Here is a 13467-nt window from a genome sequence, read left to right on the forward strand (position 1 = left end):
ACTATGCGCGGCGCCGGAACAGTCAGGCAAGGGCCACAGACCCTTGCCTGGCTGAATGGCCGGGTTATTCCAGATTTTCGCCACGCTCACGGGCAATGGCGCGGTAGCCAATGTCCTTGCGGTAGAAGCAACCTTCCCAGTCGATCTCGGCGGCAAGCTTGTAGGCCTGTTGCTGAGCGGTGTCAACACTGCTGCCCATGGCAGTGGCGCAAAGCACACGGCCGCCTGCGGTAACTACCTGACCGTCTTTCAGCGCGGTGCCCGCATGGAACACCTTGCCTTCGAGTCCAGCGGCGGCATCCAGGCCCCGGATAGCGCTGCCTTTGGCGTAGTCGCCCGGGTAACCACCGGCGGCCAGGACAACCCCGACGCTCGGACTCGGATCCCACTGGGCTTCGACCTTGTCCAGGGCCTGGGCCAGCGCGGCTTCGACCAGCAACACCAGGCTCGATTGCAGGCGCAGCATCACCGGTTGGGTCTCAGGATCGCCGAAACGGCAGTTGAATTCGATGACTTTTGGGTTACCAGCCTTGTCGATCATCAGACCAGCATAGAGGAAACCGGTGTAGACATTGCCTTCTTCGGCCATGCCGCGCACGGTCGGCCAGATCACCTGGTCCATGACGCGCTGGTGAACTTGGGCGGTGACCACCGGGGCAGGAGAGTATGCACCCATGCCACCGGTATTCGGGCCGCTGTCGCCGTCGCCGACGCGCTTGTGGTCCTGGCTGGTGGCCATCGGCAAGACGTTCTTGCCATCGACCATGACAATGAAGCTGGCTTCTTCGCCGTCGAGAAACTCTTCGATCACCACGCGCGATCCGGCGTCGCCGAAAGTATTGCCGGCCAACATGTCGCGCACGGCGTCCTCGGCTTCGGCCAGGGTCATGGCCACGATCACGCCTTTACCGGCGGCCAGGCCGTCGGCCTTGATCACGATCGGCGCGCCTTTCTCGCGCAGGTACGCCAGGGCCGGTTCGATTTCGGTGAAATTCTGGTAGTCGGCGGTTGGAATCTTGTGGCGCGCCAGGAAATCCTTGGTGAAGGCTTTCGAGCCTTCCAGTTGCGCGGCGCCGGCGGTCGGGCCGAAGCAGTCCAGGCCACGGGAACGGAACAGGTCGACGACACCGGCGACCAACGGCACTTCCGGACCGACGATGGTCAGCGCGACGTTCTGCTCGGCGAAGTCGGCCAGTTGCTCCAGGGCCAGCACGTCGATAGCCACGTTCTCGCACTTGGCTTCGATGGCGGTACCGGCATTGCCCGGCGCGACAAAAACCTTCTGCACGCGAGGATCCTGAGCCACTTTCCAGGCCAGGGCGTGTTCACGGCCACCGCTGCCAATGATCAAAACATTCATTTCAAAAACCTCGGATGACGCTGATTCTGTTCTGGAACCTAAAGCGCTTCACGCTGTAGGAGGTCGCAATGAAGTCGGTAGATGCAAGGCGGAGTCGACCTCGATGAGCGGAGTTGCCTTTTGGCAATGAGCATCATCGAGGTCGGCTCCAACGCAGCAGATGCCGGCTTCAGTGCGGCCGTTGTCCTGTTAGTGACGGAAGTGGCGCATGCCAGTAAATACCATGGCGATGCCGGCTTCGTCGGCGGCGGCGATCACTTCGTTGTCACGCATCGAGCCACCCGGCTGGATCACGGCGGTGATGCCGACCTTGGCTGCGTTGTCGATGCCGTCGCGGAACGGGAAGAACGCATCGGAAGCCATGACCGCGCCCTGGACCTGCAAGCCGGCATGTTCGGCCTTGATCGCGGCGATACGGGCCGAGTTCACGCGGCTCATCTGGCCGGCGCCGACTCCGATGGTCTGGCGGTTCCTGGCGTAGACGATGGCGTTGGACTTGACGTACTTGGCGACTTTCCAGGCGAAGATCAGGTCGTTGATTTCCTGCTCGCTCGGGGCGCGCTGGGTCACCACTTTCAGATCAGCACTGCCGATCATGCCGATATCACGGCTCTGGACCAGCAGGCCGCCATTGACACGCTTGTAGTCCCAGGCCGGCGCACGGTCAGCCGACCATTGGCCGCAGGCCAGCAGGCGCACGTTGGCTTTGGCGGCGACGACGGCGCGGGCTTCTTCGCTGACCGAAGGGGCGATGATGACTTCGACGAACTGACGCTCGACGATGGCCTTGGCGGTCTCGGCGTCCAGTTCGCGGTTGAAGGCAATGATGCCGCCGAATGCCGATTCGGTGTCGGTGGCGTAGGCCAGTTCGTAGGCCTGGCGGATGCCGCCCTCGGCGTCCGGGCTCACGGCCACGCCGCACGGGTTGGCGTGCTTGACGATCACGCAGGCTGGCTTGACGAAGCTCTTGACGCATTCCAGCGCGGCGTCGGTGTCGGCGACGTTGTTGAACGACAGTTCCTTGCCTTGCAGCTGAGTGGCGGTGGCGATGCCGACTTCGGCCGGCTTGGCTTCCACGTAGAACGCCGCGCTCTGGTGCGGGTTCTCGCCGTAGCGCATTTCCTGGGCCTTGATGAACTGGGTGTTGAAGGTACGCGGGAACTCGCTGCGGCCTTCGGTGCTCAGGGTATCGGCAGCCTGGTTCACGGTGCCCATGTAGTTGGCAATCATGCCGTCGTAGGCGGCGGTGTGTTCGAAGGCCTTGAGCATCAGGTCGAAACGCTGGGCGTAGGTCAGGCCGCCGGCCTTGAGGTTTTCCAGGACGCTGGCGTAGTCGCTGGCGTTGACCACGATGGCCACGTCCTTGTGGTTCTTGGCCGCCGAGCGGACCATGGTCGGGCCACCGATGTCGATGTTTTCGATGGCGGTCGGCAGGTCGCAGCCTGGCTTGCTGATGGTGGCTTCGAACGGGTAGAGGTTGACCGCCACCAGGTCGATCGGCTTGATGTCGTGCTCATTCATGATCGCGTCGTCGATGCCGCGACGACCGAGGATCCCGCCATGGATTTTCGGGTGCAGGGTCTTGACCCGACCGTCCATCATTTCCGCAAAACCGGTGTAGTCCGCGACTTCCACCGCGGCGACGCCGTTGTCCTGCAGCAGCTTGAAGGTCCCGCCGGTGGAGAGGATCTCGACGCCCAGCTGTTGCAGCTCGCGGGCGAATTCGAGGATCCCGGTCTTGTCGGAGACGCTGATCAGGGCGCGGCGGATCGGCAGGCGGGTGGTCTGGTCGGTCATTTCAATTTCCATCAAAAGCAAGGGAAGTCAGCAAAAAAGGCGACCGTTTTTTACGCGGGCGCCTTTCTGGTTTGATTGAATGCTTACAGCAGATCGTACTGCTTGAGTTTCTTGCGCAGGGTGCCGCGGTTCAGGCCCAGCAGCTCACTGGCCTTGGTCTGGTTGCCCTTGACGTAGTTCATCACGCTTTCGAGCAGAGGCGCCTCGACTTCCGAAAGCACCAGGTTGTACACATCCGTGACGGCAGCGCCCTCAAGGTGGGCGAAATAATTGTGCAGCGCCTTCTCGACGCTCCCGCGAAGGGTCTGACCTTCTTCGCTGGGCGTATTGAGGTGCTGTTTCAAATTCACGTTGTCGCTCACGGGTGTTGTTCCACTCACTAAAGTCTCGGTCATCATCGTCATGCGGCCACCCCTTCGTCCCCTGTCAGGCTCTTGTAACGTTCAGCGAAAAAGGCCTGAACGTCGGCGCATTGTGCTTGTGTACCATCCAAACGATTGAAACGGGCGCGAAACTCCCTGGCGCCCGGCAGGGTTGCGAGATACCAGCCCACATGCTTGCGAGCGATGCGTACACCCATGACTTCTCCGTAGAAGGCATGCAGCGCGGCCAGATGCTCCAGCAGAATTCGTTCCACCTCGGACAATTGCGGCGCAGCGAGCTTTTCGCCGGTGCGCAGGAAGTGTTCGATCTCACGAAAAATCCATGGCCGCCCCTGGGCGGCCCGGCCGATCAACAGGCCATCGGCACCGGTCGCGTCCAGGACGTACCGGGCTTTCTCAGGCGAGTCGACGTCGCCGTTGGCAAAGACTGGAATCGACACCGCCTGCTTGATCGCGGCGATGGTGTCGTACTCGGCTTCGCCGGTGTACAGGTCGGCACGGGTGCGGCCGTGCACCGCCAACGCCGTGATGCCTGCCTGTTCGGCGATCTTTGCCACCGTCAGGCCGTTCTTGTTCTCCCGGTCCCACCCGGTGCGGATCTTCAGGGTCACCGGCACATCGACCGCGGCGACGACCGCCTGCAGGATCTCGGTAACCAGTGCTTCATCCTTCAACAGTGCCGAGCCTGCGGCTTTGTTGCAGACCTTCTTCGCCGGGCAGCCCATGTTGATGTCGATAATCTGCGCGCCCAACGCCACGTTGGCCCGGGCCGCCTCCGCCAGCATCTGCGCGTCACCACCGGCGATCTGCACCGAGCGCGGCTCGGGATCGCCTTCGTGGATCATGCGCAGACGCGATTTGCGGGTGTTCCACAATCTCATGTCGCTGGTGACCATTTCCGAAACCACGAGCCCGGCGCCCAGTCGCTTGCAAAGCTGACGAAAGGGCTGGTCGGTGACGCCCGCCATCGGGGCGAGAACCAGACCGTTGTGCAATGTGTATGGGCCGATGCGTACCGCCGACATAGGACTTCCCTGAAGTGGGGCCGGATCATGAGACTTCGAAAAAGGGTTGGCATGATACCCGCTCTCGATGACTGGATAAAGGTCGAATTGGATAAAATCTGAACAGCTATTTTGTTATCGCCAGCGGTTTGGTCTGGCTGGGTCGAGCCAGAAAGTTGCCGCCAATCGGCCGGCCCTGGCGGGCTTCATTCGGGGGAATGGAAGCTCAGGCTGTAGTTGACGGCCTTGGGACCGGGATCCAGGATATCCAGCGCAATGTGGATCGGGGTCTGGGGCGGCATTTCGCCGCGCCCTTCGAGGTCGCCCCCCAGGTATTCCCCTGGCTTGAAGCGACGGCTGGCGATCAGGTGGCCGTTGAGGTCGGCAAAGCGCAGTTCCAGCAGCGGAAAGGGTTGGGAGAAGGGCGCCCGGTTGTAGATGATCGCATCCACTACCAACGCCCCGCTGAACTCCGGATGGCTGCGCACCACCAGGTTGCTGCTCTTGATCTTGCTGATCTCGACCTTGGACGGCACGTCGCAACCCAGGGTCGGGCAGATTTGCAGGAACCAGGGACGGTACTGGTCCTGGCGCGCCAGTTCTTCAAAGTGATAGGCAATATATTGACCGCCCAGGGCCGCCGCGGCGAGCAGTACCAGCAGTCCCCACAGCAGGCGCCGGCCCCATGGCGAGCGGCGTTTGCGCCAGTCCAGTTGCAGCGGGTCGTCGTCCAGGTCGTGAAGGGCTTCGGCGCGGATCCCTGGTTCCTGCCGTTCCCGTGCCTTGCGCAACGGCGCCACAGGGGCGGGTTCGTCGTCGCGATCCAGGTCGTCGGTCGCGGACAGTCGTTCGAGGTGTTCCTCGGGCTCTTCGTCCGGCTCCAAGTGTAGCGGGGCGACCGGTTCGTCCTCCGGCTCCAGCGGCTCGAGGGCCAGGGACACGGACGGTTCGGTTCGTGGTGGCCGGGCCGGCTCATGGGGCTCGAACGGTTCGTCCGGGATTTGCAGTGCGGCTTCGGCGCGCTCGCTGGGGGACTCGCTGTACAGGCTATCGGGCCAGACCTGTTGCTCCTCGGTATGCGCATCGCGTTGCGCGCTCAGGTTGTCTTCGCGGCGCCGGCCGGTATTGCCCGGCGCACGCTGGTCGCGCCGTTCCAGGCGAGCCAGTTCCATGTCCAAGTCATCGAGGTCCAGTTCGGCGGCCGACCATTGTTTCTGGCTGATCGCCCGAGGCGGCGCGTCGGCGGCTGGCTTGGGGGGGGGCGCCACTGGGACCACGGCCTGATTGGCGGTGCGTTTTTCCAGCAGTTGGCGTGCGGCGTTGAACACCTGCAGGCACGAGCCGCAACGAACCACCCCGCGGGCCACGCTCAATTGGGCATGGCTGACGCGAAAACTGGTGTGGCAATGCGGACACTGGGTGACGAAGCTGTCGGTCATGCGGCAATCCGGTCTAGACAGGCGGCCATTCTAGCGCCGACGCCCGGTGATGCGCACCCAGCCATCGCGATTGGCAATTGGGTCCAGGTCAAAGTCTGCAGCATAGGCGGCGGCGACCTCTTCGCCCTGTTCGGCGAGGATGCCCGACAACGCCAGGCGTCCGCCCGGCTTGACCAGGCTCGACAGCTGCGGCGCCAGGGAGACCAGCGGGCCGGCCAGGATATTGGCCACCAGCACGTCGGCCTGGACCTGTGGCAGATCCTGCGGCAGGTAGAGCGGGAACAGTTGCGCGGCGATATTGTTGCGCCCGGCGTTGTCGCGGGACGCCTCCAGGGCCTGGACATCGATGTCGGTGCCGACCGCTTCCTTGGCACCCAGCAGCAACGCGGCAATCGCCAGGATCCCCGAGCCACAGCCGAAATCCAGGACGTTGCAGCCCTCCAGGTCCTGGCTGTCGAGCCACTCCAGGCACAGTGCGGTGGTCGGGTGGGTGCCGGTGCCGAACGCCAGGCCCGGATCGAGCAGCAGGTTTACCGCGTCCGGCTGTGGCGCAGCGTGCCAGCTGGGGACGATCCACAGGCGCTGGCCGAAGCGCATCGGCTGGAAGTTATCCATCCAGCTGCGTTCCCAATCCTGGTCTTCGATCACTTCGCTGTGATGCTCTGGCAGCGGGCTGCCGGTCAGCAGCTCAAGGTGGGCGAGCACGCTGGCCGCCTCGGTGCCGCCTTCGAACAACGCCAGCAGGTGGGTGTGCGACCACAACGGCGTGGTGTTGAGTTCCGGCTCGAAGATCGGCTGGTCTTCGGCGTCCATGAAGGTTACCGATACGGCGCCTACTTCAAGAAACGCGTCTTCATAGGTTTCGGCTTGTTCCGGGCTGATGGCCAGGCGTACTTGCAGCCAAGGCATGGCGGGCACCTTTGGAAAAAATACAGGGGGCAGCGCACGGCTGCGAAGGCGCGCAGTGTACGCCAGGTCGAGGTCAATGTGGATAAGCGAGTCTCGGCCGTGCGGGCGGGTGTTTCGATATATATATGTATGGCAAGGGCATGTCGGGCGGCGAATAAGGTGCGGGTCCAAACCACACGGAGCAATGTGATGGACAACACTGCCGAACGGCAAAGCAATAGGAATGACGGGCCACCGGTCCCGTTTGCGCAGGGAACAACGACACAGGCAGTCCTGGAGCGACTGGATCGATGGCAAACGTTCATCGACACGCGACTGCAAGCCCAGATGACCTTGCTGCAAGTGCTGGAAGAATACCTGTTGGTCGAGCTGCGGACCCGCTATTTGCAGGGCAACATCGACCTGCATTTTATCGACACCCTGGTCGACACGGTGCTGAGCCGGATGATCCACCAGCAACTGCCGGTCGCCGACGAAGAGCTGGACGCGCCTTACCGCTGGCCGGAAGGGGCGGATCGGGGTTTTCCGACCGAGCGCCAGGACACCATCGCTCAGGTGGTGGAGGGTGCCGCCGCCGGCTTCATCAATCACTACAAAGACTACTTGCGCCGCTATTGGGCACTGGCCGAGCCCGATCCTGCCCTCGAGGGGGTCATCAGCCAGCGGCTCGGTGATCATCAGGCGCGGCTCGACAGGCTGTTCCTGCCCCAGCAGCTGGCCGGGCTCGAGGTCGAGGAACTGCGGGAACGAATCGAGTCTTTCCAGGATGCCTGGCGCCGGATGGGTTCATTGACTGCATTGGCATCCCCTCAGGAGCGACAGGACCTGGAGGCGACGGCGCGCAAGCAACTGCCTGAATGGCTACGGCACCTGGATGAAGCGCAGCTTCGATCGCTGAAGGCGTATCAAGGCGAGACCGCCCAGGCACAGGCGCTACTGGACGGGTTGCTCGACGGCCTCGGTTCGTTGCAGGCCTTTGCCCGAAGCCTGGGCAAGGATTACGTCAGGCGTGAGCTGGACATGGAAGTGGAACCCGACGCCATTCGCGTGCAGGTGAAGTGGCTCAGCGTATCTGGGCAGCCGCTGCGAACGTATAGCTTGAGCGAGTTGCTTGCATCCGGGCCGTTGCGCCCGGACGCGGTGTCGGTGTTCCTGGTGGAAAACGGCGCCATGTTGCGCAACCAGCCCTTGTCGGCGGATTTCATCTCCACGACGCTGGCGCAGGTCGATGCTCCTGCCGGGTACCGGTCGGCGCTGTTCGAACGCTATGAGCGGGCGGATCTGAGGGACGCCTTGCTTGACTGGTTCGCGGCGCGGTTGCGGCAGAGTGCGTTCATTGCCCGCTGTGCCGGTCATCTGAAGACGAGCAACCATGATGCGCTCACGACCCTGTGGGACCCGCAAGCGTCAGCCGTTCTGAAAGTCGCCGGGCTGCTCCTTCCCAACAGCCTCAGGTGTGCCGAGTTGTTGCTGTTCTACCGCGAAGACCTGCAAGGCGATCTATTGCTGTACGCACCGGACAAACCTGATGGCCAGGAGTGGGTCGAGCTGCCCTCGCTGAGGGCGGTCAGTGCGCAGTTGGGGGCATGGGTCGAGGACGAAGCCGGTCGCGAGTATTTGCTGCAGCAGCTTTCTCCCGCCGATCGCTCGGTGGCTCTGGAGTATTTTGCCGGCGTTGCGCAGAAGCCGACTTCATGGGACCTGGAGCAGGATTTGCGCAGCACCGCGCCGGACCTGCGAGCCGTCCTTGAAACCGCCGTGGCGATGGGCCTGGCCAATAACCTGGCCCTGGTCGAGCGCGAGCAATCGCCTCGCTGGTATGCGGCGCTGCCGCTCGAATCGCGACAGATCATCAGTAGCCTGAATCAGGAAATCCAGGTTCATCAGCACGTTTTCGATGAGCGCATGGGCGGCTACGAAGTGTTCATGGACTTTGCCAAGCGTACGGTCGCCCAGGCCATCGCGCCGTACATGCTGAGCAAGGGCGTGGCGGAGCCGGTCGATCCCGCCACGGTGCTGATCGACTACACGCCGGGGCTGGCCGGGGGTACGTCCAGGATGGCCAATCTGCTGGAGCTGGCGATCCATGGCTACGATGACAACTGGGGAATCGAGCATCCGGGGAAAGGTGTGCGCTCATCGGTTGGCCAGGATTTGGGGGATGTCCGCAGTGCCGATCTGGCGCTGTACATTCGTCGTGCTTTCCTGGGCGAGGCGTATGTCCGGCGGGTTCGCGCGCAATTCCTGGATACCCAGGCGCCGGATTACCCCAAGCGCCGCCTCGCCTTGCGCAATCTGTTGCTGGCTCGGATGGACCGCGATTTGCGTATTGCCAAGGCCCGCTCGCAGGTGGATGACCAGGCCTTCTGGTGGCTGACCCGGCAAGTCTCGCTGCTGGGCGATTCGCTCCCGGGCGATACGCTACTGGCGAGGGGGCCGGGCTATCCCGACGCGGTGGTGCAGCGCGAAGGATTGGTCCGATTTACCGTCGGCGGGCATGTCGTAACGGGCGTCTATGTGTTCAGCTACTTCGAACCGAAGGCCTTCTATTGGCTGTACAGCCCCGACGCTCCGGACGGCGTTGTGTTCCGCAGATACCAGGATTTTTCAGGGGCCGTTGCAGCCCGGCTGCGCGACTATGTGCTGGGCCGAGTCGCACTCTCGGCCCGTGCCGCAGTGACCCGTTCGTTGGCCGCGCTGGCAACGGCGTCCACGCGTGTCGATACCTTGCGGGAGTCCAATCGTGTGAGCGATATCCGGGCTGAGTTCGATGCCAGCATCGAGCGCGCTGTCGCCGATGTACAGGACATCACCCAGAGTCAGGTCGAAGTGATACAGAATCAAGTCATCAAGGGCCTGCTGTTCGTGGCCGTGCCTGTGTGCATGGTGTACCCGCCGTTTGCCTTGCTGTTGGATGTGGCCGTTATTGCCGTCAGCGCCGGGCAGGCGAGCGAGGCCCATGTGCAGGGCGACACTGATCGTGCACTCGCCCATTGGCTGATGGGATCCTGGGGCGCTCTGTTCGCAGTGCTCGGTGCAGCGGGTATCGCCGGTTTGCTGGGAGGAGCCGTCAGACGCTTGAAGCGTGTGGTGCGCCCCTCGTCATTGTCTGCCCGGCATTTGCGGGCCGGGGCCTCGACGACGGCGAAAGAAGCGGGGCCATCGATTCAGCCCTTGCGGTTCAATCCGAAACAGGCGGTCCGCACCCCCCCCGAGCACCTGCAGCCGGTGACCGGAGACGGCATTTTCCACGGTACCTTCCTCAGCCCGGCCAGCGCCACGCAGCCGCGCAACCTTTACTATCTGCGCAGTAACGGTCGGTATTATCAGGTCAGGAAGGATCCTTACTTCGGCGGCTTGTGCCTGGTGGATGCGCGCCGCCCCGACGCCTTGTACAAATTGCCCATACGCAGGATGGCGAATGGCAAATGGACGCACAATGTGGTCGGCCTGCCCGGTGGCAATGGGCAGATGCTCAACCTCGGGCGGTTGAGCGACCTGAGGGAGGCTTTTCCCGGGCATGTTTTTCCGGACGTGGCCAGGGGCGCGCTGCAGGGTGAGGCGGTGGTAGCCAGGTTCAGCGAGGCGGTGTCCGACAACTATCTGTTCTCGCTGAATGCACAGACCTGTGTGATTGCTTCCTTGTACAACCCGACCACCCGGGTCGGAGCGGTCATCCATTTCGATCACAACATCCGGCCGCTCATCGAGCGCAGTGTCCGGGACGTGACGCAACGCCTGGGAGGTGCGGGCAAGGACATTCGCGTCACTCTGGTGGGCGGGGACTGGCTCACGGGCGCCGACATCGGCGGGCGAGTCCGTTCGATAATGAGGCGCCAGGGACTGGAGCCGGTCTGGGACCATTGGTCGTACTCGTCCTGCTTCGGTAACACCTATGGCGTTGCGCTGGACCTGCGCAGTGGCGTCACTTCGGTGTTCAAGACGTCGCGCGGTCAGGTGGAGCGCTATTACATTCCGGTGCTGGCGAGGGCCAAGAACAGCACTGACCCGGTGTCGGTGCGGGCGCGTGGTTTCATGGCGCGGGTGCGCGGCGAACCGCTGATTGCCGATGCCCATGGTGTCGTCCACACCTCCCAGGGCAGGCCGGCAACGGCGGCGCAAATCGAAGCGCAGGCGCTGCCGACGGTGGCGTTGAGCTGAACCTGAATGCCAGGCAAAAAAAGACCCCGGCCAATGGACGGGGTCTTTTTACATCACTTGGAGATCAAGCCTGCTCAGCCAGCTTGTGTTCCAGGTAATGGATGTTGACGCCGCCTTCGCAGAAGCCTTTGTCGCGGGTCAGGTCGCGGTGTAGCGGGATGTTGGTCTTGATCCCGTCCACCACGATTTCGTCCAGCGCATTGCGCATGCGCGCCATGGCTTCGTCACGGGTTGCCCCGTAGGTGATCAGCTTGCCGATCAACGAGTCGTAGTTCGGCGGGACTGCATAACCGCTGTACAGATGCGAATCGACGCGAACGCCATTGCCGCCCGGGGCATGGAAATGCTTGACCGTGCCTGGACTTGGCATGAAGGTTTTCGGGTCTTCGGCGTTGATCCGGCATTCCAGCGCGTGACCGCGGATGACCACGTCATCCTGGGTGAACGACAGCTTGTTGCCGGCGGCGATGCTGAGCATCTCCTTGACGATGTCGATACCGGTGACCATCTCCGAAACCGGGTGCTCCACCTGAACACGGGTGTTCATTTCGATGAAGTAGAAACGACCGTTCTCGTAGAGGAACTCGAAGGTGCCGGCGCCACGGTAGCCGATGTCGATACAGGCCTTGACGCAGCGTGCCAGGACTTCCTGGCGAGCCTTCTCGTCGATGCCCGGGGCCGGTGCTTCTTCGAGGACCTTCTGGTGACGACGTTGCAGCGAGCAGTCGCGGTCGCCCAGGTGAATGGCGTGGCCCTGGCCGTCGGACAGCACCTGCACTTCGACGTGACGTGGGTTGGTGAGGAATTTTTCCAGGTAGACCATCGGGTTGCCGAACGCCGCACCTGCTTCGGAGCGGGTCAGTTTCGCCGAGGAAATCAGGTCTTCTTCCTTGTGCACCACGCGCATGCCGCGACCACCGCCGCCGCCGGCGGCCTTGATGATCACCGGATAACCGACTTCGCGACCGATGCGCAGGGCGGTTTCCTCGTCTTCAGGCAGCGGGCCGTCGGAGCCCGGAACGGTCGGTACGCCGGCGGCGATCATGGCGTGCTTGGCCGAAACCTTGTCGCCCATCAGGCGGATGGTTTCGGCTTTCGGGCCGATGAAGGCAAAACCGGAGTTCTCGACCTGTTCGGCGAAGTCGGCGTTTTCCGCCAGGAAGCCGTAGCCCGGGTGAATGGCGGTAGCGCCGGTCACTTCGGCAGCGGCGATGATCGCCGGGATATGCAGGTAAGAGTGCGCAGCCGAGGCCGGACCAATGCAGACGGACTCGTCTGCCAGGCCCAGGTGCATCAATTCCTTGTCGGCCTTGGAGTAAACGGCGACGGTCTTGATGCCCATCTCTTTGCACGCACGCAGGATTCGCAGGGCGATCTCACCGCGGTTAGCGATCAGGACTTTTTCCAGCTTCGCAGTCATCGAAGGCTCTCCGCGGTTCAAACGATGGTGAACAGCGGTTGGTCGAACTCAACCGGCTGGCCGTCTTCAACGAGGATGGACTCGATCACACCGCTGGTTTCAGCTTCGATGTGGTTCATCATCTTCATGGCTTCGACGATGCACAGGGTGTCGCCTTTCTTCACGGTCTGGCCCACTTCAACGAAGGACGGCGAGGACGGGGAAGATTTGCGATAGAAGGTACCGACCATAGGCGAGCGAGCGACGGTGCCATTGAGCGCTGGTGCGGCGGCTGCGGCTGGAGCCGCTGCAGCGGCAGCCACAGGTGCGGCGGGAGCCGGTGCGGCAGCCGGGGCCTGCATCGGAGCCGGTGCATAGAACTGCTGAGCCGGGGCTTTGCTGTGGCGGCTGATACGTACGGACTCTTCGCCTTCCTTGATCTCGAGTTCGTCGATGCCGGACTCTTCCAGCAATTCGATCAATTTCTTAACTTTACGGATATCCATGAATCATCAACTCCCAAGGGTCGGTCAGGGGCGTTCAACGCTTGTTGTTCAAGCTGTTGCCGGTCTTTCAAGCTGCTCCAGGGCGGCCTCCAGGGCCAGTCGGTAACCGCTGGCGCCAAGGCCGCAGATCACTCCCACCGCTACGTCGGAGAAGTAGGAGTGATGGCGGAAAGGTTCGCGCTTGTGCACGTTGGACAAATGCACTTCGATGAATGGGATGCTCACCGCCAGCAGCGCGTCACGTAATGCGACACTTGTATGTGTAAAAGCTGCGGGATTGATCAGAATGAAGTCCACGCCTTCGCCACGCGCGGCATGGATGCGGTCGATCAATTCGTACTCGGCGTTGCTTTGCAGATAGAGCAGGTGATGGCCGGCGGCGCGGGCCCGCTGCTCCAGGTCCTGATTGATCTGCGCCAGCGTCACGGCGCCGTAGACGCCCGGTTCACGGGTGCCGAGCAGGTTCAGGTTAGGTCCGTGCAGGACCAATAGGGTCGCCATCTGCTGTT

10 protein-coding genes are annotated in these 13467 nt (G+C 62.7%); 1 reads left to right on the forward strand and 9 read right to left on the reverse strand.

Features of this window, described 5'->3' with window-relative positions:
- Positions 1-64: 64 nt before the first annotated feature.
- The 6 genes from purD to prmA all read right to left on the reverse strand — a co-directional run bounded on the left by purD (position 65) and on the right by prmA (position 6892).
- Positions 65-1360: a phosphoribosylamine--glycine ligase gene (gene purD, locus ACLEJR_RS04675; protein ID WP_440812440.1), complete on the reverse strand. Its 1296-nt coding sequence runs from the start codon at positions 1358-1360 to the stop codon at positions 65-67.
- Positions 1361-1549: 189 nt separating this feature from the next.
- Complete coding sequence (gene purH / locus ACLEJR_RS04680) at positions 1550-3157, reverse strand: bifunctional phosphoribosylaminoimidazolecarboxamide formyltransferase/IMP cyclohydrolase (protein ID WP_440812443.1); 1608 nt, start codon at positions 3155-3157, stop codon at positions 1550-1552.
- An 83-nt stretch (positions 3158-3240) separates the two neighbouring features.
- Positions 3241-3561, reverse strand: coding sequence for a DNA-binding transcriptional regulator Fis (gene fis / locus ACLEJR_RS04685; protein ID WP_003186237.1), 321 nt, complete (start codon positions 3559-3561; stop codon positions 3241-3243).
- Entirely contained in the window at positions 3558-4565 is a 1008-nt protein-coding gene (gene dusB / locus ACLEJR_RS04690) for a tRNA dihydrouridine synthase DusB (RefSeq protein ID WP_440812445.1), read from the reverse strand. Before dusB ends, fis begins: the two co-directional genes overlap by 4 nt.
- A 185-nt stretch (positions 4566-4750) precedes the next feature.
- On the reverse strand, positions 4751-5983 hold the full coding sequence (locus tag ACLEJR_RS04695; protein WP_440812447.1) for a DUF3426 domain-containing protein: 1233 nt from the start codon (positions 5981-5983) through the stop codon (positions 4751-4753).
- Positions 5984-6013: 30 nt separating this feature from the next.
- Positions 6014-6892 carry a 50S ribosomal protein L11 methyltransferase gene (gene prmA, locus ACLEJR_RS04700; protein WP_440812449.1) on the reverse strand — a complete coding sequence of 293 codons (879 nt, stop codon included), beginning with the start codon at positions 6890-6892 and terminating at the stop codon, positions 6014-6016.
- Positions 6893-7081: 189 nt separating this feature from the next.
- Here prmA and ACLEJR_RS04705 point away from each other — a divergent pair, with 189 nt between their 5' ends.
- Positions 7082-11053 carry a type III effector 1 gene (locus ACLEJR_RS04705; protein ID WP_440812452.1) on the forward strand — a complete coding sequence of 1324 codons (3972 nt, stop codon included), beginning with the start codon at positions 7082-7084 and terminating at the stop codon, positions 11051-11053.
- Positions 11054-11117: 64 nt separating this feature from the next.
- Here ACLEJR_RS04705 and accC read toward each other — a convergent pair whose 3' ends face one another.
- From accC to aroQ, 3 genes are read right to left on the reverse strand one after another with little or no spacing between them, the layout of a single operon-like run.
- The gene (gene accC, locus ACLEJR_RS04710; protein WP_440796582.1) at positions 11118-12473 is read right to left on the reverse strand and encodes an acetyl-CoA carboxylase biotin carboxylase subunit; all 1356 of its coding nucleotides are present in this window, start codon (positions 12471-12473) and stop codon (positions 11118-11120) included.
- Between the two features lie 17 nt (positions 12474-12490).
- A complete protein-coding gene (gene accB / locus ACLEJR_RS04715) occupies positions 12491-12958 on the reverse strand; it encodes an acetyl-CoA carboxylase biotin carboxyl carrier protein (RefSeq protein WP_440796583.1) in 468 nt (155 codons plus the stop codon).
- Positions 12959-13006: 48 nt separating this feature from the next.
- On the reverse strand, positions 13007-13459 hold the full coding sequence (aroQ, locus tag ACLEJR_RS04720; protein WP_440812454.1) for a type II 3-dehydroquinate dehydratase: 453 nt from the start codon (positions 13457-13459) through the stop codon (positions 13007-13009).
- Between the last annotated feature and the right edge of the window lie 8 nt (positions 13460-13467).

It is taken from the genome of Pseudomonas sp. SMN5, from assembly GCF_052041925.1.
Lineage (GTDB): Bacteria > Pseudomonadota > Gammaproteobacteria > Pseudomonadales > Pseudomonadaceae > Aquipseudomonas.